The 25,511-nt window shown below is 69.4% G+C and carries 23 protein-coding genes; 5 read left to right on the top strand and 18 right to left on the bottom strand.

All coding sequences use genetic code 11. The features are described from left to right. Window positions 1-13 precede the first annotated feature (13 nt). Window positions 14-973 (bottom strand): proline dehydrogenase family protein, encoded by a 960-nt coding sequence (locus ACH49X_RS24865; protein WP_357206357.1) that lies wholly within the window; start codon window positions 971-973, stop codon window positions 14-16. Next, window positions 973-2,610: an L-glutamate gamma-semialdehyde dehydrogenase gene (pruA, locus tag ACH49X_RS24860; RefSeq protein WP_195081644.1), complete on the bottom strand. Its 1,638-nt coding sequence runs from the start codon at window positions 2,608-2,610 to the stop codon at window positions 973-975. The genes ACH49X_RS24865 and pruA overlap by 1 nt, the downstream gene beginning before the upstream one ends. 126 nt (window positions 2,611-2,736) lie before the next feature. Here pruA and ACH49X_RS24855 point away from each other — a divergent pair, with 126 nt between their 5' ends. Together ACH49X_RS24855 and ACH49X_RS24850 are read left to right on the top strand one after the other, a co-directional pair. After that, window positions 2,737-3,969, top strand: a complete 1,233-nt coding sequence (locus ACH49X_RS24855; RefSeq protein WP_357106319.1) for a helix-turn-helix domain-containing protein — start codon at window positions 2,737-2,739, stop codon at window positions 3,967-3,969. 244 nt (window positions 3,970-4,213) lie between these two features. Then, window positions 4,214-6,208: a serine/threonine-protein kinase gene (locus ACH49X_RS24850; RefSeq protein WP_357206355.1), complete on the top strand. Its 1,995-nt coding sequence runs from the start codon at window positions 4,214-4,216 to the stop codon at window positions 6,206-6,208. 313 nt (window positions 6,209-6,521) lie between these two features. Here ACH49X_RS24850 and ACH49X_RS24845 read toward each other — a convergent pair whose 3' ends face one another. From ACH49X_RS24845 to ACH49X_RS24820, 6 genes are all read right to left on the bottom strand, one after another. Continuing rightward, window positions 6,522-6,827 carry a hypothetical protein gene (locus ACH49X_RS24845; RefSeq protein WP_195081647.1) on the bottom strand — a complete coding sequence of 102 codons (306 nt, stop codon included), beginning with the start codon at window positions 6,825-6,827 and terminating at the stop codon, window positions 6,522-6,524. Window positions 6,828-7,212: 385 nt separating this feature from the next. Next, window positions 7,213-8,601, bottom strand: coding sequence for an MFS transporter (locus tag ACH49X_RS24840; RefSeq protein ID WP_357206353.1), 1,389 nt, complete (start codon window positions 8,599-8,601; stop codon window positions 7,213-7,215). An 80-nt stretch (window positions 8,602-8,681) separates the two neighbouring features. Then, window positions 8,682-9,353: an SGNH/GDSL hydrolase family protein gene (locus ACH49X_RS24835; RefSeq protein WP_357206351.1), complete on the bottom strand. Its 672-nt coding sequence runs from the start codon at window positions 9,351-9,353 to the stop codon at window positions 8,682-8,684. A 195-nt stretch (window positions 9,354-9,548) separates the two neighbouring features. Continuing rightward, window positions 9,549-10,112 carry a hypothetical protein gene (locus ACH49X_RS24830; RefSeq protein ID WP_357206349.1) on the bottom strand — a complete coding sequence of 188 codons (564 nt, stop codon included), beginning with the start codon at window positions 10,110-10,112 and terminating at the stop codon, window positions 9,549-9,551. A gap of 212 nt (window positions 10,113-10,324) precedes the next feature. Then, window positions 10,325-10,933 (bottom strand): hypothetical protein, encoded by a 609-nt coding sequence (locus ACH49X_RS24825; protein WP_195081652.1) that lies wholly within the window; start codon window positions 10,931-10,933, stop codon window positions 10,325-10,327. A 333-nt stretch (window positions 10,934-11,266) separates the two neighbouring features. Then, complete coding sequence (locus ACH49X_RS24820) at window positions 11,267-11,599, bottom strand: hypothetical protein (protein WP_195081653.1); 333 nt, start codon at window positions 11,597-11,599, stop codon at window positions 11,267-11,269. A 399-nt stretch (window positions 11,600-11,998) separates the two neighbouring features. Here ACH49X_RS24820 and ACH49X_RS24815 point away from each other — a divergent pair, with 399 nt between their 5' ends. After that, window positions 11,999-13,558 carry an NAD(P)/FAD-dependent oxidoreductase gene (locus tag ACH49X_RS24815; RefSeq protein WP_357206466.1) on the top strand — a complete coding sequence of 520 codons (1,560 nt, stop codon included), beginning with the start codon at window positions 11,999-12,001 and terminating at the stop codon, window positions 13,556-13,558. Here the strand turns inward: ACH49X_RS24815 and ACH49X_RS24810 are convergent. The 5 genes from ACH49X_RS24810 to ACH49X_RS24790 all read right to left on the bottom strand — a co-directional run bounded on the left by ACH49X_RS24810 (window position 13,546) and on the right by ACH49X_RS24790 (window position 17,617). Then, window positions 13,546-14,532: a zinc-binding dehydrogenase gene (locus tag ACH49X_RS24810; protein WP_195081654.1), complete on the bottom strand. Its 987-nt coding sequence runs from the start codon at window positions 14,530-14,532 to the stop codon at window positions 13,546-13,548. The two genes, ACH49X_RS24815 and ACH49X_RS24810, sit on opposite strands and share 13 nt — an antisense overlap. A 16-nt stretch (window positions 14,533-14,548) precedes the next feature. After that, window positions 14,549-14,971 (bottom strand): organic hydroperoxide resistance protein, encoded by a 423-nt coding sequence (locus ACH49X_RS24805; RefSeq protein ID WP_195081655.1) that lies wholly within the window; start codon window positions 14,969-14,971, stop codon window positions 14,549-14,551. A 1-nt stretch (window position 14,972) separates the two neighbouring features. Next, window positions 14,973-15,419: a MarR family winged helix-turn-helix transcriptional regulator gene (locus ACH49X_RS24800; protein WP_195081656.1), complete on the bottom strand. Its 447-nt coding sequence runs from the start codon at window positions 15,417-15,419 to the stop codon at window positions 14,973-14,975. An 84-nt stretch (window positions 15,420-15,503) separates the two neighbouring features. After that, window positions 15,504-16,682, bottom strand: coding sequence for a sorbosone dehydrogenase family protein (locus tag ACH49X_RS24795; RefSeq protein ID WP_195081657.1), 1,179 nt, complete (start codon window positions 16,680-16,682; stop codon window positions 15,504-15,506). A 44-nt stretch (window positions 16,683-16,726) separates the two neighbouring features. Beyond that, window positions 16,727-17,617 carry a dienelactone hydrolase family protein gene (locus ACH49X_RS24790; protein WP_357106347.1) on the bottom strand — a complete coding sequence of 297 codons (891 nt, stop codon included), beginning with the start codon at window positions 17,615-17,617 and terminating at the stop codon, window positions 16,727-16,729. A gap of 197 nt (window positions 17,618-17,814) precedes the next feature. Between ACH49X_RS24790 and ACH49X_RS24785 the strand changes: the two genes are divergently transcribed. Further along, window positions 17,815-19,836 carry a CocE/NonD family hydrolase gene (locus ACH49X_RS24785; RefSeq protein WP_357206346.1) on the top strand — a complete coding sequence of 674 codons (2,022 nt, stop codon included), beginning with the start codon at window positions 17,815-17,817 and terminating at the stop codon, window positions 19,834-19,836. A gap of 8 nt (window positions 19,837-19,844) precedes the next feature. Here the strand turns inward: ACH49X_RS24785 and ACH49X_RS24780 are convergent, their stop codons facing one another. Then, complete coding sequence (locus tag ACH49X_RS24780) at window positions 19,845-20,765, bottom strand: LLM class F420-dependent oxidoreductase (protein WP_195081660.1); 921 nt, start codon at window positions 20,763-20,765, stop codon at window positions 19,845-19,847. Window positions 20,766-20,872: 107 nt separating this feature from the next. Further along, complete coding sequence (locus ACH49X_RS24775) at window positions 20,873-21,232, bottom strand: helix-turn-helix domain-containing protein (protein ID WP_195081661.1); 360 nt, start codon at window positions 21,230-21,232, stop codon at window positions 20,873-20,875. Window positions 21,233-21,353: 121 nt separating this feature from the next. Between ACH49X_RS24775 and ACH49X_RS24770 the strand changes: the two genes are divergently transcribed. Next, the gene (locus tag ACH49X_RS24770) at window positions 21,354-21,824 is read left to right on the top strand and encodes a gluconokinase (protein ID WP_195081797.1); all 471 of its coding nucleotides are present in this window, start codon (window positions 21,354-21,356) and stop codon (window positions 21,822-21,824) included. A gap of 11 nt (window positions 21,825-21,835) precedes the next feature. On the opposite strand, the gene ACH49X_RS24765 is transcribed toward ACH49X_RS24770, so the two are convergent. The 3 genes from ACH49X_RS24765 to ACH49X_RS24755 form a co-directional block, all read right to left on the bottom strand. Next, window positions 21,836-22,756: a DUF5995 family protein gene (locus tag ACH49X_RS24765; RefSeq protein WP_195081662.1), complete on the bottom strand. Its 921-nt coding sequence runs from the start codon at window positions 22,754-22,756 to the stop codon at window positions 21,836-21,838. Window positions 22,757-22,903: 147 nt separating this feature from the next. After that, on the bottom strand, window positions 22,904-23,698 hold the full coding sequence (locus ACH49X_RS24760; protein ID WP_195081663.1) for a M50 family metallopeptidase: 795 nt from the start codon (window positions 23,696-23,698) through the stop codon (window positions 22,904-22,906). Window positions 23,699-23,773: 75 nt separating this feature from the next. Further along, complete coding sequence (locus ACH49X_RS24755; protein WP_357106355.1) at window positions 23,774-25,444, bottom strand: protein kinase; 1,671 nt, start codon at window positions 25,442-25,444, stop codon at window positions 23,774-23,776. Between the last annotated feature and the right edge of the window lie 67 nt (window positions 25,445-25,511).

Genomic DNA, 25,511 nt, shown 5'->3' with positions numbered 1-25,511 from the left:
GCACCGTCCCCGCTCAGCGGTCGCGGCCGAGGGAGCGCAGGAAGAACGCGATGTTGGCCGGGCGCTCGGCCAGCCTGCGCATGAAGTAGCCGTACCACTGGTCTCCGTAGGGCACGTAGACGCGCAGCGTGTGGCCCGCTCCGGCGAGGCGGCGCTGTTCGGTGTCGCGGATGCCGTGCAGCATCTGGAATTCGAAGTCGCCGGATTTGCGGCCGCTTTCCCGCACGTGGCGCAGCGTCGCGTCGATCAGCGCGGGGTCGTGCGTGGCGATCATGGGGTACCCGTTGCCCTCCATCAGCACCCGCAGGCATCGCAGGTAGGACTCGTCCACCGCGGAGCGGCTCTGATAGGCCACCGAGGCGGGTTCGCGATAGGCGCCCTTGCACAAGCGGATCCGCGAACCCGGGCCGGCGAAGGTGCGGCAGTCCTCCTCGGTGCGTTTGAGATAGGCCTGCAGGACCGTGCCGAGCCACGGGAAGTCCACCCGCAGTTCGCGCACGATCGCCAGCGTCGCGTCGGTGGTGGTGTGGTCTTCGGCGTCCACGGTCACCCAGACCCCGGCGGCCTTGGCCGCCGTGCAGATCTCGTAGGCGTGCTCCCTGGCGATGGCGTACCCGTTCTGGGGGAGCGACTGCCCGAGCGCGGAGAGTTTCAGCGACACTTCCAGTCGCGGCACCGGCGGGTTGTCCACGGCGCGCAGTTCGGCCAGCGCCGACAGCAGTCGCAGGTAGTGCGCGACGGTTCCGCGGGCGCGGTCGAGGTCGGTGGTGTCCTCGCCGAGATAGTCGATGGTCACCGAGCGGCCGGAGCCCAGCAGCGCGGAGGCCGCGGCGACCGCGTCGCTCTCGGTCTCGCCCGCGATGAAACGGTCGACCAGCTTCTTGGTGGCCGGCATGCGGGTGATCGCGCGCTCCATGCGCGGGGAACGGGAGGCCGCCAGCACGGCGGGCCGCAGCAGTCCGGAGAAGGCCATCACAACTCCTGGTGCGGGTAGCGGTGGTCGGTCGCGGGAACGAAGGTTTCCTTGATCGTGCGAGCGGAGGTCCATCGCAGCAGGTTCTGTGCCGAGCCTGCCTTGTCGTTGGTGCCGGAGGCGCGCGACCCGCCGAACGGTTGCTGGCCGACGACCGCGCCGGTGGGTTTGTCGTTGATGTAGAAGTTGCCCGCCGCGAAGCGCAAGCGCTCGGTGGCCGTAGCGATCGCCGCGCGGTCCCGGGCGATGACCGAGCCGGTCAAGCCGTAGGGCGAACCACGGTCGATCAGGTCGAGCACGGACTCGAACGCGCCGCGCACCGAATCGTCGTAGACGTGCACGGCCAGGATCGGGCCGAAGTACTCGGTGCCGAACGCCTCGTCGGCCGGGTCGTCGCCGAGCAGGACGGTCGGCTCGACGAAATAGCCGACGCTGTCGTCGGCGTGGCCGCCCGTGGCGATGGTCAGGCCCGGCGTCGCTTTGGCGCGCGCGATGGCGTCGGCGTTTTTGTCGAAAGCCCGCCGATCGATGAGGGCTCCACCGAAGTTGGCGAAGTCGGTCACGTCGCCGTAGCTGAGCGCGGACACCCGGTCGATGAACTCGCGGCCCATCCGGTCCCACAGCGATCGCGGCAGGAAAGCGCGCGAGGCGGCCGAGCACTTCTGGCCCTGGTAGTCGAACGCGCCGCGGATCAGGGCCGTGCTCAGCACGTCCGGATCGGCGGAACTGTGCGCGACGACGAAGTCCTTGCCGCCGGTCTCGCCGACCAGGCGCGGGTAGGAGTCGTACCGGTCGAGATTGGCCGCGACGGTGCGCCACAGGTGGCGGAAGGTGGCGGTCGATCCGGTGAAATGGATGCCCGCGAGCCGGTGGTCGGCCAGCGCGACCTCCGACACCTCCTGGCCCGCGCCGTGCACCATGTTGATCACCCCTGGCGGCAGGCCCGCCGCCTCGAGCAACGCCATCGTCCAGTACGCCGCCACCGATTGGGTGACGGCCGGCTTCCACACCACGGTGTTGCCCATCAGCGCGGGCGCGGTGGGCAGGTTGCCCGCGATGGCGGAGAAGTTGAACGGCGTGATCGCGTAGACGAATCCCTCCAGCGGCCGGTAGTCCATCCGATTCCACATCCCGGGCGCCGAGATCGGCTGATCCGCGAGGATCCGGCGAGCGAAGTGCACATTGAACCGCCAGAAGTCGACCAGTTCGCACGGGGTGTCGATCTCGGCCTGGTAGGCGGTCTTGGACTGGCCGAGCATCGTTGCGGCGGCGATGGTTTCGCGCCACGGCCCGGCCAGCAGGTCGGCGGCCCGCAGGAAGATCGCGGCGCGATCGGCGAAGGACAGCGCGCGCCACTCCGGGGCCGCCGCGGCCGCCGCCGCGATGGCGTCGTCGACATCGCCCGGTCCGGCCGTGGTGAGCGTGCCCAGTACGGCGGCGTGCCGGTGCGGCTGCACCACCGTGACGCGCTCGCCCGAGCCGTGCCGGTGCGCACCGCCGATGACGTGGGTGACCTCCGTCGGGGTCGCGGCGAGTTCGGTCAGCTTCGCGCGCAGGCGCTCGCGTTCCGGCGTGCCCGGCGCGAAGCTGCCCACGGGTTCGTTGACCGGCGGGGGCGGGGACACGACGGCATCCATGGGACCTCCTAGATGGCAGATGAATTTTCGGTAGTGAGAAGTCAACGCCGGAAAACTGCCCGGATAATGAGCCGATTGGACAAAGATGAGGCAAGTGCGTTGTCGAGTTGGCCGAAGGACGGAAACGTGGGCCGGGATGGGGACGAGGTCGCCGCGGACATCGACCTGTTCGCGCTGGCGCAGATGATCGCGGACAACGCGGGCGCGATGGTATCCATTGAGGATTCGGGGTCGCACGTGCTCGCGTACTCGGCGTCCGACGAGACCGCCGACGAGTTGCGGGTGCGATCGATCCTGGGCCGGGAGGGGCCGCGGGAGTACCTGACCCTGCTGCGGCAGTGGGGCGTGTTCGATCGGCTGCGCGACACCGACGAGGTCGTCGACGTGCCAGCGCACGACGAACTGAACATCAAGCGCAGGCTGGTGATCGGCATCCGCGAGCCGGCGGACGCGCACGCGCGCGCCCCGCGCATGCTCGGCACGATCTGGCTGCAGCAGGGCGATCGGCCGTTCCACCCGGACGCGGCGGAGATCCTGCGCGGCGCAGCGGCCATCGCCGGACGACTGATCTCCCGCAACCTGGACGCGCCGACCACCGAAGCGCTGCTGGCCCGTCGGCTGTTCGGCGCGGGCGGGGCTGCGGTCGACGCCGCGGCGGTGGCGAACGCGCTGCACCTGCCGCCGACCGGTCCTGCCGCGGTGATCGGCTTCGCGCTCACGACGGGCGAGCAGGCCCCCGGCCTCGAGCGGTCGGCGCTGGGCGGCGTTCTTCGATTGCGCGCCAGTGCTTTTCGCGCCGACTCGGTGACCGCCGCGATCGGTGACCGTGTCTACGTGCTGCTGCCCGGCTATCGATCGGCGCAGGCCGTGACCGCCTGGACGCGGCAGCTGATCGAGCAACTCGAAGCGAAGCGGTCGCTGTCGCTGCGGGCCGCGATCGCCTGTCCTGTACCCGATCCGGGGCGGGTGGCCGACGCGCGCGCCGAGGTCGATCGGGTTCTGGACCGCACGGCCGGATCGCCCGCGAGCCGGGTGACCACCCTCGCCGAGGCGCGTACCGCGGTGCTTCTCGGCGAAGTGCTCGATCTGGTCGGAGCACGGGCGCAGCTGCGCGATCCGCGGCTGACCGCACTCTTCGACTACGACCGCAAGCACGCCGCGAGCCTGCGCGAGAGCGTCGAGACCTACCTGCGCGAACACGGCGACGTGCGCGCCGCCGCCGCGGCCCTGTGCGTGCATCCGAACACGCTGCGCTACCGGCTGCGCCGGGTCGAGGACATCCTCGGTATGGACCTCGACGACCCCGCCGACCGACTGCTGCTGGAGATCCAGCTCGCCCTGCACCGCCGCCCGGGCTGACGACGGCTTCTGCGCGGTCGCGACCCACCGAGTCGTCTCGGCCTCGACCGTCGCGAGCAGCGGGGCGGTTTCGAACCGGCACCGGCGAGTCGGCCGGAGCGAATCGGCGGCCGACCGGGATACGTCTGCCGGGCGGGGTCGCCGCGCTCTACAGTTGAGCGCAGGAACCCGGGTCACGGCCCCGGGAAGGCGTTCGGCTCGGTCCGCGCCGGACACCCTCCGGGTCCCCGTCACGGAGGACGAGATGACGACGCGACGTCAGATGCTCGAGGTGGGGTCGCGATTCGGGCCGTATCGCCTGGATCGCCTGATCGGTCGTGGCGGCATGGGGGAAGTGTTCGAGGCCTACGACACCGTCAAGGACCGCGTCATCGCGCTGAAGGTGCTGCCCGAGCGGTTGCACGACGACCCGGTGTTCCGGGAACGGTTCCGGCGCGAATCGCAAGTCGCGGCGCGGCTGCAGGAGCCGCACATCATCCCGATCCACGACTACGGCGAGATCGACGGCAGGCTCTACATCGATATGCGTTTGGTCCGCGGCGACAGCTTGCGCGCGTTGCTGAAGGCGCAGGGGCCGCTGGAGCCGGAACGGGCGGTCGCGGTCGTGCGGCAGGTCGCCGCTGCGCTGGACGCCGCGCACGCCGACGGCCTGGTGCACCGCGACATCAAGCCGGACAACATCCTGCTCACCCCCGACGGCTTCGCCTATCTGGTGGACTTCGGTATCGCGCAATCGGCCACCGGGGACAGTCTCACCGGAACCGGCTCGGCGATCGGGTCGTTCCACTACATGGCGCCGGAGCGGTTCCATTCCCGCACGGTCACCCCCGCCGCCGACATCTACGCCCTGACCTGTGTGCTGTACGAATGCCTGACCGGTTCGCGGCCCTACCCCCGGGACACCGAAGCGCAGATCATCTCCGCGCACCTGTTCGAGCCGCCGCCGCAGCCGCACGCGCACCGCCCCGGACTGCCCGCCCGGCTGGACGACGTCGTCGCGCGCGGCATGGCCAAAGATCCGCAGACGCGCTACGGCACCGCGGGCGAACTCGGCGCGGCCGCGCAGGCGGCGGTGGTGGCGGGCCGGGCCACGGGGCCGTCGGAGCCGCCCCCGGCCGTAGAGGCTTCGGCCGGTGCGGATAGCCGCGAAGACGGGCCGACGGCGCCGGGACTGCACCGCTCGGGGCGGCCACACCGCCGTCGGCTGCTGCGCATGCTCGCCCTGCTGTGCGTCGTCCTGCTCGCCGCCGCGATCGGCTTCCTGGGCTGGGAGCTGATCCGGCCGACCACCGGCACCGCCGTGCCGGACGCGAGCGCGCCCAACGGCCAGGACATCGAGTTGCTGTCGCTGGTCGGCCCCTCTGGTTACAAACGCGCGAACTGCGTGCACGAGAACCCCGACGCACCCAGCGTCGCCGTCGTCTTCTGCGCGGCGAATCCGGCGGCGAGCGATCCGGTGGCTCGGTTCCTGCGCTTCCGCACCCCCGACCAGATGCGCGGCTACACGCAGTCGTTGCTGGCCGGCCTGCAAGGACACAGCTGTCCGGGAGACCCGCCGGGGTCGGACGGGCCGATGCTGCGCGACGGCGTGGAAGTCGGCCGCAAGGCGTGCTTCGAGAGCAAGATGGACGATCCCGCCGCGCCGCGGCCCGCATTGCTGCTCACCGACGAGCGGATACCGGCCGCCGCGGTGTACATCTGGAATTCCGACGAGCAGCCTTACCGCGACTATGCCGCCGTGCGCAACCGCCTCGGGTTCCGCACCGCCGACCTCGCCCGGGATCCGGACTATTTCACGCCGGCCGATCGCGCCGTGCTGAACCATCTGGCCGGTGATTTCGGTGCTGCCAATTGCCGCCACGCCGACCCGCCGCCCGGTCCGGTGGCCGCGGCGCTGGCCTGCGGCACGAAGGCCGGGTTTCCGTCCGCGGAGTTCTACGGCTTCGCGAGCCAGGAGTCCGCGACGTACCTGTACGAGGCGGATCGAGGGCAGTTCTCCGGCCATGTCTGTGGTCGCGGCGACCAAGGCGACGATGTCTGGCGACAGAACGGCAACGTGCTCGGCCGCTACTTCTGCTATCCGAACACCGACCCGGCGCTCGGGCCGAGCTGCCTGATGCTGATCCACCAGAAGTTCGCGATCATCGGTCATTTCTGCACATTGCGCGCCGATCATCCGGAACCGGGTCCGAAGACCGAAGCCGACCTGACGGCATGGTTCCACCGGTATTTCGGCTAGTGCCTCGCCCCTCGGTCTGTGCGGTGCTCGGGCCGATGCCTAGGCGAGGAACCCGATGTATCTTCGGACGGGGAATGCGCGACCCCGTCCGGCCGCATCGCCGGGCGGGGTCTTGCCATGCGCTCTCTCGCGGACCAGCAGCCGAGCGCGGCCGCCCGCCACGCGGGGTCGGTGGTCGCGCGTGAACTGCGCGACCACCGGGGCCGCGGCTATGCGGCACCCGCCGTCGGTGGCCATGCGCACGCTATCGGCGGACGAATTCCGACTGTGCGGGCCTATCCCGGTGCGCCGGAGCGGATGCGTCTCTGGGTATTCACCTCGGTGTGGCGCACGGACTGGGAAGTGCCGACCCGGTGGCCAGATCGCAGACGGCGCCGGTGAATATCTGCAAGGGCGCGGTGACCAGGAGTACGAGAATCCCGATGACGTCACCGCGCTGGAGGAAGTACACGGCCGATTGCGCCGCCGCCGCGCCGGAATCCACCGCGGACGAGCCGGTTCCGGCTGCGACCGCGGTCGCCGGGGTGGAGCTGGTCGGTTCGGCGGTCGCACCGGCTGCGGTGGCGACGAGAGCCGCCGCCGCGACCGAGGCGGCGGCGAGGCGAAGGGGCGTACGCATCATTGCGCTCCTCTGTTGAAGAATTGTCGTTCACATAGTAGCGAGAGTTTCGTCCGGGTGTGCGCGAGATCGCGGAGCAAGTCTCGCCGCTTGCGGTCAGGATCTTCCGGTGGATTGCTGGCCTCTGCTGCGCAATCAGGACTAATCCGCACTCTGAAGCCCTACATGCGGCGGAAGGGAAGTCGCCCGACGGCATATCGCATGTCAAGTGAAGGCGCACTTCTGATAGAGGAATGGGTCATCACTTGATGGACCTGCTCGCCCAGCGCGTGAGCCTGCGCGCGCAGAACGAGAAGCCGCCGAGCTACCGAGCGCCTGAGTCGCGTCGCGGGTGTTCGATGACGTTCGTCGAGCTCGGTAAGGGAGTCGTCGGTGATCCTCGCACTCAGGCCTGGCCTGCCGGCTGCTTCGGAAGCAGGAAGACGACCATGCCCGCGATGACAGCGATGACGAACGTCGCGAAAGATGCGACGGCGAAGGCGTGGCCTGCGGCGGCAACCCTGCCGACTTCCGTGGGATGGAACGAGCTGAAGTAGACCGCTCCGATAACGGCGACGCCCAGCGCCCCGCCGCACTGCTGGGCCGTGGACAAAGCTCCCGACGCCACACCGGCGGACTCCGGCTTCACGCGACTCAGCACCGTGTTCAGCGCCGGTGTGATGACGAGTCCGCCGCCGACGCTTTGCAGTACGAGGGTGGGGATCACGAGCAGCGGGGTGATCCGCGGGCCGGACACCAGCAGCAGGCCGGTCGCCAGATAACCGCTCGCCAATATGAGCGCCCCGATCTCGAGGACACGTCGGCCGTATCTCGGGATGATCCGGCTCGCCGCCATGCTGAACACGAAGAATGCGATGGCTGCCGGCGTGTAGACCAGGCCCGCGCCGAGCGCCGACATATCCAGGCCTTCTTGCATCGTCACCGACAAGGCCAGGTAATAGGAGTAGATCAACGCGTACAGCGCGAGGACGAGAACGATACCGAGCGAGAACGAGCGCTGTCCGAACAGCGTCAGCGGTACCAGCGGATCCCCGCCCCGCTGTTCCAGGCGTCGCTCGAGCGCGACGAACGAGCCGAACGCGACCGCGCTGCCCGCGAAACACGCCCAGACCCACCCCGGCCAGCCTGCCTCCTGCCCTTGGATCAGCGGGAGTGCCAGGAGGAAGAGTGCCGCGCTGAGCGCCAGCACCCCGGGCATGTCCAGCTTGCGGGTGACGGCCGAGCCTGTCTCCGGCACGTATCGCACGGCGAGCAGGAGCATGGCGATTCCGATCGGCGCGTTCACCCAGAACACCAGGCGCCAGCCGGAGTCGAACAGGTCGGCGCCGATCAGCAACCCGCCGATGACCTGCCCGCCGATGGTGGCCATCCCCATGACGATGCCGAGCACGCCATATACGCTGTGCCGCTTCGCCGCCGGTACCAGCACCGTGACGTACGCGAACACCTGGGGAACCATCAGTGCGGCTCCCAGGCCCTGGACGACACGCGCCGCGATGAGGCTGCCCGCGTTGGGCGACAGCGCGCAAGCGACTGACGACAGCGTGAACAGAGCCACCCCGAGAAGGAAGATCCGCTTGCGGCCGTACATGTCGGCCAGGCGAGTTGCCGTGATGATGAAGACCGCGTAACTCAGTTGATAGCCCGCCAGCACCCACTGGACATCGCCGTCGGACGCGTGCAGGTCCACCGCGATCGATGGGCCCGCGACCACGACGATGAACGAGTCGAGGACCGCCATGAACAGGGCGGTCAAAAGGATGGATACCGTCATCCACGCAATCGCGTCCGCTTCCGCGGCCACTACCGGCCGACTGGCCGTTTGCCGACTACTCGCCACGATGAGAGACCTCTTCATTTGCCGGTGCCCAGGGAATCAGCCAGCTTCTTGACCACCTCGGCCGCCATGACGGCCTGACCCGAGGTCGAGAAGTGGATGCGATCCGCACTGAGCAGGTTGTCGCGGTCGTTGACCGGGTGGTCCCACATGTCCACCACGATGGCGTCGTATTCCGAAGCCAGCCCGCGCACGATCTCGTTCACCGCGGCCACCCGCTCCGCCCAGTCGGAGAAGACCGGGACGACATACGCCCTGCCGAGCGTGAAAGTTGTCAGCAGCGCGCCGGTCCCCTTCGCCAGGTCGTACATCTGCCGAAGCGTTCGCTCTATCTCGCCGAAATCCGGCCTGCGCCGCACGATGTCGTTGGCCCCGCAGGGCAGGTGGAGCAGGTCGGGGGAGAACTCGACCATGCGGGCCGCCTGCTTCTCGAGCGTCTGGGCGGTGGTCGCTGCGTTCTCGGAGACGTTGAGGTAATCCAGATCCGGCCGGACGGATCGCAGGACACCGGCAACCCGATCCGACCAGCCCTGATCCTGGTAGCCCGGGGTGGGATCGCCGATTCCCGCCGAAAGACTGTCGCCGACAACGGCGTACCTGCCCCACGGGGCCTCGGCCAGCATTGCCACGGCATCCGCCTGATCCAGGCAGAACGGGTCGGTCTCCTCGGTGAAGACGCTGTGCTCCATGGGGAAAAATATACGGTCGGCCGTATGTATTTAGCAAGATGTCGTGTCGGCGCTCGGTCACGGTTGGAGATACAGGCGCTCGTGGGGCATGCGCGGATAGGTAGATGTAGCGCGCAGATCGACGGTCGCATCATCGGCGTAGCGATGGCTTCGGTTCAGACACCGCCGACGCGCTGGCCGATGAGCGCGGGGGTATCAGCAGATCCAACGGGGTGATCTCGTCAGCGGCGGAGGTATTTCGATGATCGGGTCGAGCACCGCGGCGGCATAGAGCCGCCCGGCGTGGGGCGCTGCGGCGGTGCGGGCGCTGGTGATCAGGACATAGATCACCTTCGCCATCACATTGGCGCGGGCGGCCTCGGTCATCCCGTCGCGTACCGCATCCCCGGTAATGGTCACCAGCGTGCCGATAACCTCGGTGAGAACATCGAGTTCGGCGGCGGAACGCTCGGCCTCTCGATCGCCGCTCACCGGGAGAGCCGCAGTGGTCGATCCGGCACGGGAACCCTCGACTACATGTCGCTCGGTGCGGCGGATATCCAGCGGCGCTTGGCCGTTGACCTGGCGGTCCTGCAACAGCAGTTGGACAGTCCGCAGATGTGGGGAGCTGCTGCCCGGCTCATGCTTCCGGCCGAGTTGCCGCGCTTCGCAACGCATCTGGAGATGCATCGCGGTCTGATGCTGGTCAGAGCGGGTGATCGAGCCGAAGGAATTCGGACCGCACGCAGCGCGATGGACGCCCTTCCGCTCGAGAAACATTCCGTGACCCTGCGGATGCTGATGGACGAGATCGCCGGTTCCGGCGATGGCGCAACCCGAGCGCTTCGCAGGTCAGTGTACTCGAGACTTTCGGGCTATACCGAGGTGTCGCGCCCCGATTCGCTCGTCCAGCGAGCGCGCAGTCTTGCCCCCGCATTCCGACCTGGTCGCCGCACCGCGGTTCGCGGGACTATTCGGTCGAATGTCCGGCGTCACCGCCGCCGTCGAGGTGTCGACGTGCTCGCGCCGTATTGCCCCACCAGCGCGATACCTACGCCGATCATGAAAATCACGAATCCGTTGGTGGCATCGTTCATGTGGCCCGGAGTGTGCTGGGCGATCGCGATCGCGCCGATTCCCCAGCCGATCACGCCGATTGTCGTGCCGATCCAGAGCAGGACCTTGCTCCACAGCGGCGCACCCGACAGATCGCCCGGCGCCGGGGAATCATAGGTGGTGTTGTAGACATCGTCGCCTGCGGTCAGGCCGTCGCCGCCGGTGACGATCCGGCTGCCGTGGGTGGCGGTGTTGATGACGGTCGGGCCGTTCATCCGATCGAGTCGGTCGCGAAGTTCGGTGAGTTCGCGAGCGAATTCGGCGTCGGCGGCCGCCGCGCGTTCGATCTCGTCGGCGAGTTGGCGGCGTGCTGCCATGCTGCGCGGGTTCCGGTCGAGGTCGTCGAGTGCGCGTCGGCCCAGTCTTCGTGTGACCGCGCCGGTGAGAGCGGTCAGTCCTTGATCCAGCGACCGGTCGACGAACCGTCCGCCCGCTGCGCCCAGTGCCGCGGCCACGTATGCGGCAACGACCATTCCGTCGATCATGTCAGCCTCCTGCAAAACCGCCCCGGCAGCATAATCATCTCATCGAACGAACCGCCGGTGTCGTTTCAGGTATTTCGACCCGAAAACCAGTTCACCGGGTTCCGGTAGGTCTACGCGGTAGCGGGCCGCGTGCCAGAAGTCGAATTCGATCGCAAACCGCAGATATCGACGATCCATACCCGCAGCTATGCGTCCATCTGATTCGTGAGAATGTTTGGCTCAGCGGTCCTCCAGCTGAACTGCCGCATTTATTACCGCATCGAACTTCTCTACTGCCGATCGCACTCCTCGCACGGGCGTTCCGCCGGCCGCAGGGAGCGTCCGAGTCGCGAACTACCGGCGGCGTCTCGGTGCCGATGTCCTCGCGCCGAGCTCGGCGAAGGTCATGAGCACACCGCCGATGAGAAAGCATGGCGCCAAGCTGAATTGCTCGGACACCGAAGCGCCCTGGGACATACCGATCAGCCCGCCCACGAAGCCGATGCCGATGAACGCCAAGCCGATCCACAACAGCACTTTGGTCCACATCGGAGCACGGGACAGATCTTCGTCCGAGGCGATGTCGTAAACCGTGTTGTGAATGCTTCCTCCCGCCGTGATGCCTCTGCTGCCGGTGACGATCCGGCTGCTGTGGGTCGCGGTGTTGATCACGGTCGCCCCGTTCATCCGGTCGAGCGTCGCTTGCAGGGCCGCGAGGTCGCGGGCGAATTCCGTGTCGCCGACGGCCGCCCGTTCGATCTGATCGGCGAGATGGCGGCGTGCCGCCATGCTGCGCGGGTTCCGGTCGAGGTCGTCGAGTGCGCGTCGTCCGAGCCTGCGTGTGACCGTGCCGGTGAGCGCGGTCAGTTCTCGATCGAGCGGCCGGTCGATGACCTGTCCGCCGGTTGCCCTGAGCGCCGCGGATACATAAGTGGCAATGGCCATTCCGTCGATCATGTCAGCTTCCTCCGCAGCCGCCCCGGCAACTTGATCGTCTCATCGGACGAACCCCGTGCGGCGTTTCAAGAATTCTCGTCGTCGGGCGCGTCGCTGTCGCCAGGCGCCGCTTCGTGCTATCGAGAACAGATGACACCGACGCGGTCCTTCTATGATGTCGTGATCGTCGGTGGCGGGCACAACGGTTTGGTGGCCGCCGCGTATCTGGCGCGGGCCGGGCGGTCGGTGCTGGTGCTCGAGCGCCAGCCGCACACCGGCGGGGCCGCGGTGTCCGAGCGGGTGTTCGCGGGCGTCGACGCCAGGCTGTCGCGGTACTCGTATCTGGTGAGCCTGTTACCGCGGTCGATCGTGACGGATCTGGGCCTGCGGTTCCAGACGCGGCGGCGGGCGGTCTCGTCCTACACGCCGGTGCGGGAAGGGGGTTTGCTGGTCTCGTCGGCGCACGCGCGCACAGCGGCGAGTTTCGCGCGGCTGACCGGCTCGGACCGGGAATTCCGGGCATGGCAGCGCTTCTACGCGACCACGGGGCAATTGGCCCGGCGGATCTTTCCGACGCTGACCCTGCCGCTCCCGTCGAAGGAGGCATTGCGGCACATCGTGGACGATGCCGCCACCTGGGAAGCGCTGTTCGAGCGCCCCTTGGGCGAGACGATCGAGTCGGCCTTCGCCGACGACACGGTGCGCGGCGTGGTGCTCACCGACGCGTTGATCGGCACGTTCACCCACGCGCACGATCCGTCGCTGCGGCAGAATCGCTGCTTCCTGTATCACGTGATCGGCGGCGGGACCGGAGACTGGGATGTGCCGATCGGCGGCATGGGCGCGCTCACCGGCGCGCTGGACGCCGCCGCCCGCGCGGCGGGTGCGGAGATCGTCACCGGCCGCGAGGTGGCGAGCATCGAAACCGACGGCGCCACAGCGGAAGTGGGATACCAGGACGGGAAGATCGCGGCGCGACACGTCTTGGCGAACGTCGCGCCGTATACGCTCGCCGGGTTGCTCGGCGAATCTCTGCCGCCGAAGCCGGAAGGCGCGCAGTTGAAGATCAATATGCTGCTGAGCCGCCTCCCGCGATTGCGCGACGCCGAAGCCGATCCTCGCGAAGCGTTCGCCGGGACGTTCCACATCGGTGAGTCGTACGCCCAACTCGACCGGGCCTACGGCGAGGCCGCGATCGGCCGAATTCCGTCCGCGCCGCCCGCCGAAATCTACTGCCACACCTTGTCCGATCCGACGATTCTGTCGCCGGAGCTCGCCGCCCGAGGCGCGCACACCCTCACCCTGTTCGGACTGCACGCTCGCGCGAAGCTGTTCGCCGCCGACCACGCTTCAGCGAAAGCCGAGTTCGTGAAAGCCACCCTGGTACAGCTGGATTCGGTACTGGCCGAGCCAATCGCCGACTGCTTGGCGAGAGACGAGAACGGAGTGCCGTGCCTGGAGGCGAAGACGCCCGTCGAACTCGAGCGCGAAGTCGGCCTGCCCGGTGGGCACATCTTCCACCGGGATCTGGCCTTCCCTTACCTCCCGGACGACGCCGACCCGGCCGACCCAGCCGCCCGGTGGGGCGTGGCGACCGGTCACCGCAATGTGTTCCTGTGCGGTGCGGGCGCCATCCGGGGCGGCGGCGTGAGCGGGATTCCCGGGCACAACGCCGCGATGGCCGTGCTCGACGCCGGTCAGGCGGGCTGACCGCGCAGCGCGATCTTGGCGGCGCGCCCCGGCGTCTCGGTGGCGACGGCGGCGTCCGCCGCGGCGTCCAGCGGGTAGGCGGCTTCGACATCGAGCCGCAGCTCACCGCGGGCGGCGAGATCAATCAGTTCGCTGATCAGCCGTCCGCGCTGGTCGGCGCCGATCTCCTCGATCCGCTTGGCGCCCCAGAAGCCCTTGACCACGGCTTGGCCGAAGATCAGGTTGCCCGTATCCAGCGTCAGCGGCTTGCCCGAGAGCGCGCCGAAGGAGATCAGTTGACCGCCCGGCGCGAGCAGCGCCAGCTCGTCGGCCGCGGCGCGACCGCCCACCTGATCGACGGCCCGGAGGATGGGCGCACCGGAGGTGGCCGCTTCGACCTGGTCGCGCCAGCCCTCGCTCTCGGTGTCGAGCACCGGTTCGTAGCCGAGTTCGCGCAGCGCCGCGACAGAACTCGGACCGCGCACGAGGTTCAGCACGCGCAGACCGCGTTGCCGGGCGAAGACATTGACCAGCCTGCCGACCGCGCCGTTGGCGGCATTGATCGCCAGCCATTCGCCGGCGCGCAGCTCGAGGTCCTCGATGAGCATCAGCGCGCTCAACGGCATGGCCAGCAGCTGGGCCGCGGTCTCGTCGGAGACCGTGTCGGGCAACGGGACCACCTGGCGGGCCGGGACCACGAAGTACTCGGCCCACACGTTGATCGCGCCGGACACCGTCACCCGCCGTCCGACCGACATATCGGTGACGCCGGGGCCCACCGCGTCGACGCGCGCGACCGCCTCGCTGCCCGGGATGGCGGGCAGCTCGGGCCGGTAGCCGTACACGCCGCGCACGATGGCCAGATCGTGATTGTGGATCGGCGACAGGATCAGCGCCAGTCGCACCTCGCCAGGACCTGGCTCGGGTACCGGGCGTTCGGCGACGGTCAGTACATCCTTCGGTTCGCCGAACCGTTCGATGACTACGGCACGCATATCCGCTCCTTCTCGATCAGTCGTCGGCGATGAGAACCTGGACGTCGATGTTGCCGCGGGTCGCGTTGGAATACGGGCAGACCTGGTGTGCTTTGTCGGCGAGCGCTTGCGCGTCCTCCCTGGACAGGTGGGGGAGTGACACCTCAAGGGTAACCGCCAAGCCGAAGCCGCCCGCGTCGTTCGGCCCGATCCCCACCTTGGCGCCGACCGCGGAGTCGTCGATGTTCGCCTTGGCCTGCTTACCGACCAGCCGCAGCGCCGAATGGAAGCACGCGGCGTAGCCGGCCGCGAACAGCTGCTCGGGATTGGTGCCCTCGCCGTCCCCGCCCATCTCCTTGGGCGCCGACAGGTTCAGGTCGAGCTTGCCGTCGGTGGTGCGTGCGCGGCCGTTGCGGCCGTCGCCACTGGCCAGGGCCTCGGCGGTGTAGAGGATCGGCATGTCATTCTCCTTCGTTCAGCTGGGACTTCAGCGAATCGGTCAGTCGGTGCAGGATGTCGCGCAGTGTGGCGATGTCGTCCATGGACAGGCCGCTGGCCTCGGCCATCCTGGCCGGGATGTCGCCCGCCTCGGCACGCAGCGCGCGCCCGCGGTCGGTGAGCCGGATATCGACGCGGCGTTCGTCGGCCGCCGAGCGCCGCCGCTCGACCAGGCCCGTCGCCTCCAGCCGCTTGAGCAGCGGCGAGAGCGTGCCGGAGTCCAGGTCGAGCGCGTGGCAGACGTCGCCGACGCTGCGTTCGTCGCGTTCCCAGAGCGCGAGCATCACCAGGTACTGCGGGTAGGTGAGCCCGAGCCGTTCCAGCTTCGGGCGGTAGACCGCGGTCATCGCCCGGGACGCCGCGTAGAGCGGGAAGCAGAGCTGCTCGTCGAGGCTCAGGTGATCGGGCATGAGCAATAATGTAGTGAGCAATTTAGTTGTGCACAACCAAAATGATGGTCGTGCTCGTCACATCAGGACTGCCGACGGCGAAGCTCAGCGGGCCGGGAAGCGAAGGACGCGGTCGTCACCGCGGGCGGGGTCGCCACGGCCGTCGGTGTTGGAGGTCGTGAGCCACAGCGCTCCGTCCGGCGCCACCGTCACGGTGCGCAACCGGCCGTAGCGGTCGCGCAGTGCGGCACTTGGCGCACCCACCCGGCCGTTCACCAGCGGCACTGTCCACAGTCGGCGGCCGCGCAGCGCGGCGACGTACAAGGTGTCTCCGGCGATGGCGATGCCAGAGGGTGAGGCTTCCGCGGTGGTCCAGGTCAGCGACGGATCGGTGAAGCCGCGCTCGGCCCCGCCCGAACCCTCGACAGCGGGCCAGCCGTAGTTGCGACCCGGCTCGATCAGATTGATCTCGTCGAACCGGTCCTGCCCGAATTCCGCCGCGAACAATCGGCCGCCGGAGTCCCACGCCAGGCCCTGCACGTTGCGGTGGCCGAGGCTGTAGACCGGTGAGCCGGGATACGGATTGCCCGGAGCGGGGCGGCCCTCGGGAGTCAGCCGGAGGATCTTCCCGTTCGGGCTCGCCGGATCCTGCGAACGTCCGGATTGCCCCGCGTCGCCGGTCCCGACGTAGAGCATGCCGTCCGGGCCGAACGCGATCCGTCCTCCGTTGTGGTTACCGGCCTTCGCGATCCCGTCGACCAGCACCTCCGGTGGGCCGTCGAGCCGGAACCGGACGATCCGGTTGTCCGTATCGGCGGTGAGATAGGCGTAGACATAACGACTTTCGGCGTAGTCCGGCGCGACCGCGAGCCCGAGCAGTCCGCCCTCGCCGCGGGCGGAGACGCCCGGCACCTGGTACACCTGTTGCGGCGCACCGCCCGGCGCGACGCGCAGGATCCGTCCGGAGTCCCGCTCTGCGACCAGTGCCGCGCCGTCGGGCAGGAAGGCCAGCCCCCAGGGCACGTCGAGGTTGCCGGCGACTTCCTCGGCGGCATCGAGGTCGGGTCGACCGGCGGGATCGCTCGGCGCGGCGGTGGTTTCCGCCGCCGCGGGTGTGCTGGTGCGCGCGGTCGACGCGTCTTCGCCGCACGCCGTCAGCGCCGTCGCGAGCAGGAGTGCGGCGATCGCCGTGCACGAGCGGCGCGCATGAAGCCGTTCCGGTGCCGGCAGCCTGCCCTCGCGAGCGTGCGCGCGCCGAACTGCCCGGTTGGGGTCGGAGCTCATGGAAGGGCTCCGGACACCGGGGAAACGTCCCGACCCGGTGCGCATCAGCCGAGATACGTTCCGTACCAGTCCAATACCCGACGCCAGGCCTCGGTGGCGGCCGTGGCGTTGTACCGCTGACCGGTGTCGTTGAAGAAGGCGTGATCCGCGTCGGGTGCGGTGAAGATCTGGTGCGGGTTGCCCGAGCGGGCCAGTGCCGCTTCCGCGGCGGGCCGGGAGGCGTTCACGCGGGCGTCGGCCGCCGCGTAGACGCCGAGCACCGCCGCTTTCGACGCCGACAGATCGCCGTTGTCCGGGAACGGTCCGTAGAACGGTGTGGCCGCGGCCAGCGGCGACGGGCCGGAGGCCAGCAGCAACCAGGTCAGGCCGCCGCCGAAGCAGAAACCCGTGGTCCCGAGCTTCTTTCCCTCGACCCGCCGTCCGAGTTCGTCCAGCCCGGCACGCAGGTCGGCGACGAGTTGGTCCTGCGGGATCCGGCTCAGCTCGGCGGTCGCCTCGGCGGGATCGGTGAACGTCGCGGTGCCGCCTCGCGCCGACAGCAGATCGACCGCGAGCGCGGAGTACCCCGCCCCCGCGAAACGACCTGCCACCGAACGGATGTGGTCGGTGAGGCCTTTGTTCTCGTGGATCACCAGCACCCCGCCCCGCGGTTGCGGCGCCGCTGCCCAGGCGGCTTGCAGCGTGCCACGGGGACCGGCGAAAGTGACGGCGCTCGTCGGAAGAGCGGCGGCGGACCCCGGTGGTGTCGATGGCGACGTCGGCGTGGAGTCGGTGATCGGGGTATCGGAGTTCGCGCAGGCGGCGAGCAGGGCGGCGGCGGCCGTTGCGCCGAGCCCGAGCAGTCCCAGCCTGCGCAGTGCCTCCCGGCGGGGGAGCAGGCCGTCCGCGTGATCGGCCGCGATCTCCTCCGCGATGTAGCGTTGCAGCGGCGTCATGTGCTCCACCCTAAGCCGCGTCGTGCGTGGCGGCGGCGCGTTCACTCTCTGTCGGCCCGCGACAATCCGGCCCGACCGCACGTCCCGCGTTATTCGCCAGCAGATTGCTACGTTGTCGCCCAATCGGGTGATCGATGGTCGGTCCGCATACCGGTCGAGGGAGCGAGATGGCAGCGGGGCGTGACGTGAGACGAACGATGAGCAGGGTGATCCGGACGGTGGCCGCGGTCGCGGTGGCCGCGGCCGTGGGATGCGCGGCGGTCCCGGCGGCCGCGGAACCGGCGGCCGACGCCCACAGCGTGGCGTGGACCGCGCTGCACGACGGCCCCCAGCCGTATGCCGACATCCACATCGACTGGGATGTGCCGATCCGGATGAGCGACGGTGTCGTGCTGAAGGCGAACGTCTACCGGCCGGTGAAGCAGGGCGGCGAGGTGGAGCGGCAGCCGCTGCCGACCATCGTGAACCTCACGCCCTACACCAAGCTCATGACCACCCTGATCGACACGGCGCTCGCGGTGCCCGGCTTGCAGCCGTTGACCGTGCGGCTGGTCAATCGCGTGAATCTGTCCCGCACGCCGGTCAGTGGTTTCGGCGATCTGCTGCACGCGGTGGACGGCGGCACCGTGCAGACGGTGCTCGGGCTGGATCGCGATCTGATCCGCGCCGGATACACCCAGGTCATCGCCGACGTGCGCGGCACCGGCTTCTCCCAGGGATCGTGGGACACCCTCGGCGAGCGGGAACAGCTCGACACCCGCGAGGTGATCGAGTGGGCGGCGGCGCAGCCCTGGTCCAACGGTCGGGTCGGGATGAGCGGCGGCTCCTACTCGGGCATCAACCAGCTGCGCGCCGCCGAGAACGCGCCCGCGCCGTTGCGGGCGATCTTCCCGGTGGAACCGGGCAGCGACCTCATGCGCGATGTCGTCGCACCCGGCGGCGGCGTGGGGACGACGTTCCTTCCGATGTGGCTCAGCACGGTCAACCAGCTGAAGCTGATTCCCGACGTGCAGTCGATGTTGAAGGGCACCTTCGACTGGGAGTGGTTGCGGGAACGGATGTCCGATCCGGCCAGCAATGTGGATCTGCTGGCCCAGGCGTTGCTGACGCCCTCGCTCGACCACGTGCCGCCCGCGCTGGCCGACGCGCTGGACGAGAACAGCTACTTCCGGCGCGGCATCGAGGGGCATCCGGAGCGCATCACGGTGCCCACCTTCGTCTACGGCGGCTGGCACGACATCTTCGCCAACAGCGCGACCAAGCTGTACAACGCGATTCCGCTGCCCGCGGGACAGAAGCAACTGGTCGTCGGCGATACCTATCACGCGAATCCCGGTGCGGGCACCGGCGTTCCGGGTGCGCCGCCGCGGTTGGACGTGCTGCAGCGCGTGTGGTTCGACAAGTGGCTGAAGGACATCGACCACGGCTTGGGCGATTTCGGGCCGATCACCGTGTGGGAACAAGGCGGCGGCTGGATCTCCCTCGGCCAGTTCCCGCAGAAGGACCTCAACCATCGCCGTGTGTATCTGTCGGCCGACCCGAGCGGCACCGCGGGGAAGGCCGTCCACGACGGATCGTTGACGATGAGCGCTCCCGCCGAACGGCGGACCCTGACGGTGGGGCCCGGCCTCGCCTCGGCATGTTCCCGCGACACCGCGCAGGGCTCGGCCGGGATGGCCGCGGTGCTGGACGTGTGCGCGAAGGACTCGCGCATCGCCGAGCGCAACGCGCTGGCCTTCACCAGCGCCCCGATGACCGAGCCGACCGTGATCTCGGGGCCGGTGAACGTGCACCTGAACACGGTGCACGACGCCACCGACGGCTACTGGAGCGTCACCATGAACGACGTCGCGCCGGATGGGAGTTCGAAGGTGCTGTCCACCGGGCAGCTGACCGCCTCACTGCGCGCCGTCGACGAGCAGAAGAGCAGCCGCACACCGACCGGCGACCTGACCGAACCGTTCAATCCGATCACCCTCGACAGTGTGCAGCCGGTCGTTCCCGGTGAGCCGGTGGCGCTGGACATCGCGGTGATTCCCACCCAGGCGGCGCTGCAACCGGGCCACCGGCTGCGGATCGACGTGTTCGCGGGCAACTCGCCGAAGGCGCTGGCCTTCCGGCCGATGCTGAACAACACCGAGCTGAAACCGCAGCACCTGGAACTCGACCCGTCGGCGCCGAGCTTCGTCGTGGTGCCGACCAACCGTCCGCTGGGCTGAGCGCTACCTCACAACTGCGACTGCACCTGCGCGGAGATCAGCTCGAGATGGTCGAGATCGGTCAGGTCCAGCACCTGCAGGTAGATGCGGGTGGTGCCGATCTCGGCGTACCGGCCGATCTTGTCCACCACCTCGGCGGGCGAGCCGGCCAGGCCGTTGGCCTTCAACTCGTCCACCTCGCGGCCGATCGCCTCGGCTCGGCGCGCCACCTCGGCGTCGTTCGCTCCCACGCAGGCCACCAGCGCGTTGGAGTACACCAGGTCGCCGGCGGCGCGGCCGTAGGCCTCCGCGGCCGCGCGCACCCGGTCGAACTGCCGGGTGCTGTCCTCGATGGAGGAGAACGGCATGTTGAACTCGCTGGCGTACTGGGCGGCCAGCCGCGGGGTGCGGGTGGCGCCATGCCCGCCGATCACCACCGGGATCGGGTCCTGCACCGGTTTGGGCAGGGCGGGGGAGTCGGTGAGCTGGTAATGCTTGCCGTCGTAGCTGAAGGTGTCGCCGGGTTTGGTCGCCCAGAGCCCGGTGATGACGGCCAGCTGCTCTTCCAGCCGGGAGAATTTGTCGGCGGGGAACGGGATGCCGTACGCGGCGTGCTCCTCGGCGAACCAGCCGCTGCCGAGGCCGAATTCGACTCGGCCGCCGGACATCTGGTCCACCTGCGCCACCTGGATCGCCAGCGGGCCCGGCAGCCGGAAGGTGGCGGCGGTGACCAGGGTGCCCAGCCGGATGCGCTCGGTCTCCCTCGCCAGACCGGCGAGGGTGATCCAGGCGTCGGTGGGGCCGGGCAGCCCGTCGGCGCCACCCATGCTCAGGTAGTGGTCGGAGCGGAAGAACGCGTCGAAGCCCAAGTCCTCGGTGGCCTTGGCGACGGTGAGCAAGGTGTCGTAGCTCGCACCCTGCTGCGGCTCGGTGAAGATGCGTAGTTCCATGTCGATGACCCTAGCGGTCGCGTCAGTGGCGCGCCTCGGCTGCTCGGCCGGGGGCCGGAGCAGCCGGAACGGGGCCGACCCGGTGCGGCGGCGCGCCTGAAACGTGTTCACCGCGCGGGGCGGTCCGGCGCGGGTGCGGACTGCGTGTAAGTCCGTGCGATGAGCGCGGCGCGCAGTCGGTAGAGCGCGTGCGCAACGGCGGTGTCCGAGCCGGTGAGGCGGCCGATGCGCTCGAGCCGATGGTCGACGGTGTTCGGGTGCGGATACATCGTCCGTGAGGTGCGCAGGCGGTTGAAGTCGTTGCGGATGTGCTCGCGCAAGGTGTCGAACAGTTCGGGGTGGCCCTCCAACGGGTCGAGCAGGGCGGCGAGCCGGTCGCGCCCCGGCCCCGGCCGGGTGAGCTGGCATTCCAGGGCGAGGTCCTCCCGCTGTTCTCGAAATGTATCGGCGGTGGCGCGCAGGGTCACTGCACGGGCCGACGAAGTGCTCGGCGGCTAGGTTGTTGCCGATGACAAGCCCGTGTGCGCGGGAGAGTCCGCCATCGGAGGGAGAAGGGTCCGAGTGCGTGATCTACCGGTGATCGTCGTGATGGGGGTGTCGGGATCGGGGAAGACGACGGTCGGCGCCCGCCTGGCCGAAGTGCTGGGGGTCGAGTACGCCGAAGGCGACGCTTTCCACCCGCCCGCGAACATCGCGAAGATGGCGGCGGGCACGCCGCTGGACGATGCCGACCGCGCACCGTGGCTCGACGCCTTGGCCGCCTGGATGGCCGAGCGATCCGGTCGCGGAGGCGTCGTGACCTGTTCCGCCCTGAAACGGGCGTATCGCGACCGGTTGCGCGGCCGCGCAACCGGCGTCTTCTTCCTGCATCTGGACGCGCCCCGCCAGGAACTCGAACGCCGCCTGGCCGCACGCCGCGGGCACTTCATGCCACCGAACCTGCTGGATTCCCAGCTGGCCACCCTGGAGCGGCTCGATGCCGACGAGCGCGGGAGCGCCGTCGACGCGACCCGACCGCCCGAGGACGTCGTGCGTGCCGCCGTCGCGGCGCTGGCGTGACGGTGCGCCGGTCAGAGCCCGCCGAGGCCGGACAGGACTTCGAAACCGAGATCCAGGCCGCGCCACAGGGCGTCGATCTCGGCGGTGACGGCGGGCGCCGCGGCCGGGTCCTGCAGGGCCAGTCCGTTGCCGAAGATGACGACATTGGCGCCCGCGTCGGCCAGCCGGAGCAGAGGGCCGGTCGCCACGCCTTGCCCGAGCACCGCGTCCAAGCCCTCGCCGACGAAATAGAAGCGCCACAGCGGCCCGAGGTCACCGCCGTAGACGGATCTGGTCGCGGCTACGATCAGCGCTCCTTGCTGGGCGATCGAGTCGACGATACGGAAGTAGTCCCGCGCGTTCGCGGCCGAGCTTCCGATGGCCGCGACGGAGTAGGCCAGATCGACGGTCAAATGCGCGTCGTAACCGGCCATCGCCACGCGCGCGGGGGACAGCTCGCAGCGGCGGGTCAGGTCGAAGTAGTGCGCCCACTGCGGTTCGGCGGGTGCGCCGGTGAATTCGGCGTGCAGCGCGCGCAGGAACCGCGACAGCAGCTCGAGACTGATCCGGTGCGCCCATTCCGGGTCGTCGAACGACGCGGGGTCGCGCTGCAGCGGCAGGACGGCCGCTTGTTCCACCGCGTCGAGCCCGAGGGCGAACACACCGCGTGAATCGTGGTGGCGGACGAGGATATCGGTGATCCGGCGGTGCCGGTCGATGGCTTGCTCCAACTGCCACAACGAGGTACCGGCCTGCGGCCCGGCCGCGGACAGCTGCGCGATCTCGGCTGTCTCCGCCCGCGTCAAGGGTGTGCCGCAGGCCGTGCCGAAAGGTGCGGCGTAGGCGGTCGGACCGAGCGTGATCGTGCCGAGCAGCACCGTGACGGCCGAGACCAGTGCCGGAAGAAGCCGCCGCGCAGCGGTGCTCGGTGCGCGCGCGGGAATGTTCACCATGCTGGCTCCCTGGGGGTCGTGAATCGCGATCCGGCGTCGGACGGCCGAAGGGGTGAGCTCGGCGAATGCGCCGCCGCCGCAGGTGAGGCGTCGGCACTGGGCGGAATCGAAGCCTAGTCGAGCCGACCGGGTGGCGCAGCGCGGCGGTCAGCGCGCCGCGAAGCAGGACCCCGAAGGCGCGCCAGGCAGGCAGACTTCGGCGATGGCGGAGACGAGCAGCCACGCCCCGACCGCGAGCGAACCGACGGCGATCGCGCCGAACACGAAGACCCACAGCAGGCCGGGCAGGCGGGTGAGCCGGGCGAGCTGATCGGCGTCGGAGTCGACCTCGTGGTAGCGGGCGCGTTGCTGCCGGGAACGGCTTCGTTGCAGCTCGATGACCGGACGCGCCCCGGCGAACAGCAGGAACCAGGCGCCCAGATACGCGAAACCCGCTTGCAGCGTGTCGGTGCCGAACCAGGAGACCACGAAGACCACCGCTCCGAGACCGAGCACGGTGATGGCGCCGTAGACATTCCTGATCTTGATCAGCAGCGCGGCGAGCAGCACGATGGCGGTCCAGAGCAGCAGCGTGATCCGGCTCGCGCCCAGCAGCGCGGCGAATCCGAGACCGAGCAGCGGCGGCGCCGGGTAACCGGCCATGGTGGTGAGAATCATTCCGAGGCCGTAGGGTTTGCCGCTCGACACGGTGAGCCCCGAAGTGTCCGAATGCAACCGGATGCTGTTGAGCTTGCGGCCGGTCAGCAGGGCGACCAAGGCGTGCCCGCCTTCGTGCGCGATGGTGACGATATTGCGGGTCAACCGCCAGACGGGGGTGTAACCCACCAGCACGAGCGCCGCCACCGCGGCCGCCGCCACCAGCCACCACGGCGGCTGCGCTTGCGTCGTCGTCAGACGATCGGCGATGGAAGCGCCGCGCTCGAAGAATTCCGCTCTGTCCACCGCCGCACCTTAACCGCCCGCGGACCGCGGCGCTCGGGCGTACGTTCCCGCGCACGGCGCCCGGTCCTCACGCCGTCAGCTCTTGCGCAGGACGCCTTCGATGTTGCCGATGACGCCGGAGGTCCGGTACGACAGGGAACCGTCCGGCTGCAGGGTGACCGTCGAGGTGGAACCATTGTCGAAGCAGGCCGGGGAGCCGCCGGAGAGCCGCGCGACGAACGACAACTGGCTCTCGCCCGCGGCGGTGAGCGTCTCCGTGCGTTCGCAGCGCTCACCGCTCAATTTGCCGGTGTTCGACGACTGCGCGACTTCTTGGCCCACCGCGCCGTCACGAATGGTCAGCACGATGTCGAAGGACAACAAGGGGTCGCGGGCCACGCCTTTCCATTCTCCGACGAAAGCCTCCGGAACACTGCTGCCGGAAGGACCGCTGCCGGTCGGTTCCGCGTCGACGGCCTCGGTGGCGGTGGCCGCGGAGGAGCTGCTGGTGGTTCGCGTGATCTGGTCGGCCGATTCGTTCGCGTTCTGGTTCCGTAGCTGAGCGCCGACCACGAACGCGGCGATCGCGACGGCGAGGCAGACGACGAACGCTCCGGCTATGAGCAGAACGCGGCCGGGGCGGCGTGCGGGTGGCGCGGCGGGGACCGGACCGAACGCGGGCGAAACCTGGTGCGCGGGTGCAGGCGTCGGAGGTCTCGCGAACGCGGGAGGCGTTCGCGGCGGGAGGGAGTGCGGCGTGGACGCCGATCGTCCTGGATCGCCTCGCGGGTACCGCGCGTCGGTAGGTGGTGCGGGGCCGACCATGGTGTCGGCCGTGCGCGCTGGATCAGCGGGCACGAAGAACCGCTGGTGGTCGAGTGGCCCGGAGTCCAGATTCAGCAACTCGACCGCACGGCGGCCGACCTCCTCGAGCACCGGGCCGGGCAGCCAGCCGCCGCGGTCGGGGATGCCCAGCGCGGTGAGCTGGGACAGCAGTTGTTCCGGAGTCGGGCGCGCCGCGGCGTCTTTGGCCAGGCAGGCGGCCACCAGCGGGCGCAGCCGTTCCGGCACGTCGTCGAGCCGCGGCTGCTCGTACACCACCCGCCACAGCATGTGCACCGCCTCGCCGACGCCGAACGGGCCGTGGCCGGTCGCCGCGAACACCAGGACGCCGCCGAGTGCGAAGACATCGGCGGGCGGGCCGATCGGGTCGCCGGTCACCTGCTCCGGACACATGAACCCCGGTGAGCCGATGACCTTTCCGGTGGTGGTGAGCCTGCTGTCGTCGACGGCGCGGGCGATGCCGAAATCGATCACCTTGGGGCCGTCGAGGGCCAGCAGGACATTGGACGGTTTGAGGTCGCGGTGCACCACACCGGCTCCATGGACGGCGGTCAACGCCTCGACCAGCCCGTGCGCCAGCACGAGCAGGGCATTCTCCGTGAACGGCCCGTACCGCTCGACCGCGTCGGCCAGCGGGAATCCGGCCACGTAACCGGTGGCCAGCCAGGGTGGATCGGCGTCGACGTCCGCGTCGAGCACCGGTGCGGTGAAGTGCCCGTCGACCCGGCGGGCCGCGGCCACCTCGCGCCGGAAGCGCTGACGGAATTCGGCGTCGATCATGTCCGGGCGGATGACCTTCACCGCGACGGTGCGCCCGCCCGAGTTGCGGCCGAGGTAGACCCGGCCCATGCCGCCCGCGCCGAGCACGCCGAGCAGGCGGTAATCCCCGATCCGGGCCGGATCGTTCGTGCCGAGCGGTTGCATCGCGCAGCTGACTCCCTTCGCGTGGCATCGACCCTCCGAGAGGCTACTCACCGGGCCCGTCCGTGTC

The sequence above is a fragment of the Nocardia sp. NPDC019323 genome (genome assembly GCF_044389845.1).
Lineage (GTDB): Bacteria > Actinomycetota > Actinomycetes > Mycobacteriales > Mycobacteriaceae > Nocardia > Nocardia implantans.
This window is presented reverse-complemented; position numbering and strand designations above follow the sequence as displayed.

Excerpts from the sequence above, each read along its gene's own strand:
- ACH49X_RS24865 (WP_357206357.1), bottom strand. The coding sequence starts at position 973 with ATGGCCTTCTCCGGACTGCTGCGGCCCGCCGTGCTGGCGGCCTCCCGT.
- pruA (WP_195081644.1), bottom strand. The coding sequence starts at position 2,610 with ATGGATGCCGTCGTGTCCCCGCCCCCGCCGGTCAACGAACCCGTGGGC.
- ACH49X_RS24850 (WP_357206355.1), top strand. The coding sequence starts at position 4,214 with ATGACGACGCGACGTCAGATGCTCGAGGTGGGGTCGCGATTCGGGCCG.
- ACH49X_RS24845 (WP_195081647.1), bottom strand. The coding sequence starts at position 6,827 with ATGCGTACGCCCCTTCGCCTCGCCGCCGCCTCGGTCGCGGCGGCGGCT.
- ACH49X_RS24840 (WP_357206353.1), bottom strand. The coding sequence starts at position 8,601 with ATGACGGTATCCATCCTTTTGACCGCCCTGTTCATGGCGGTCCTCGAC.
- ACH49X_RS24835 (WP_357206351.1), bottom strand. The coding sequence starts at position 9,353 with ATGGAGCACAGCGTCTTCACCGAGGAGACCGACCCGTTCTGCCTGGAT.
- ACH49X_RS24830 (WP_357206349.1), bottom strand. The coding sequence starts at position 10,112 with ATGTTTCTCGAGCGGAAGGGCGTCCATCGCGCTGCGTGCGGTCCGAAT.
- ACH49X_RS24825 (WP_195081652.1), bottom strand. The coding sequence starts at position 10,933 with ATGATCGACGGAATGGTCGTTGCCGCATACGTGGCCGCGGCACTGGGC.
- ACH49X_RS24820 (WP_195081653.1), bottom strand. The coding sequence starts at position 11,599 with ATGAACGGGGCGACCGTGATCAACACCGCGACCCACAGCAGCCGGATC.
- ACH49X_RS24815 (WP_357206466.1), top strand. The coding sequence starts at position 11,999 with ATGACACCGACGCGGTCCTTCTATGATGTCGTGATCGTCGGTGGCGGG.
- ACH49X_RS24810 (WP_195081654.1), bottom strand. The coding sequence starts at position 14,532 with ATGCGTGCCGTAGTCATCGAACGGTTCGGCGAACCGAAGGATGTACTG.
- ACH49X_RS24805 (WP_195081655.1), bottom strand. The coding sequence starts at position 14,971 with ATGCCGATCCTCTACACCGCCGAGGCCCTGGCCAGTGGCGACGGCCGC.
- ACH49X_RS24800 (WP_195081656.1), bottom strand. The coding sequence starts at position 15,419 with ATGCCCGATCACCTGAGCCTCGACGAGCAGCTCTGCTTCCCGCTCTAC.
- ACH49X_RS24795 (WP_195081657.1), bottom strand. The coding sequence starts at position 16,682 with ATGAGCTCCGACCCCAACCGGGCAGTTCGGCGCGCGCACGCTCGCGAG.
- ACH49X_RS24790 (WP_357106347.1), bottom strand. The coding sequence starts at position 17,617 with ATGACGCCGCTGCAACGCTACATCGCGGAGGAGATCGCGGCCGATCAC.
- ACH49X_RS24785 (WP_357206346.1), top strand. The coding sequence starts at position 17,815 with ATGAGCAGGGTGATCCGGACGGTGGCCGCGGTCGCGGTGGCCGCGGCC.
- ACH49X_RS24780 (WP_195081660.1), bottom strand. The coding sequence starts at position 20,765 with ATGGAACTACGCATCTTCACCGAGCCGCAGCAGGGTGCGAGCTACGAC.
- ACH49X_RS24770 (WP_195081797.1), top strand. The coding sequence starts at position 21,354 with ATGGGGGTGTCGGGATCGGGGAAGACGACGGTCGGCGCCCGCCTGGCC.
- ACH49X_RS24765 (WP_195081662.1), bottom strand. The coding sequence starts at position 22,756 with ATGGTGAACATTCCCGCGCGCGCACCGAGCACCGCTGCGCGGCGGCTT.
- ACH49X_RS24755 (WP_357106355.1), bottom strand. The coding sequence starts at position 25,444 with ATGCAACCGCTCGGCACGAACGATCCGGCCCGGATCGGGGATTACCGC.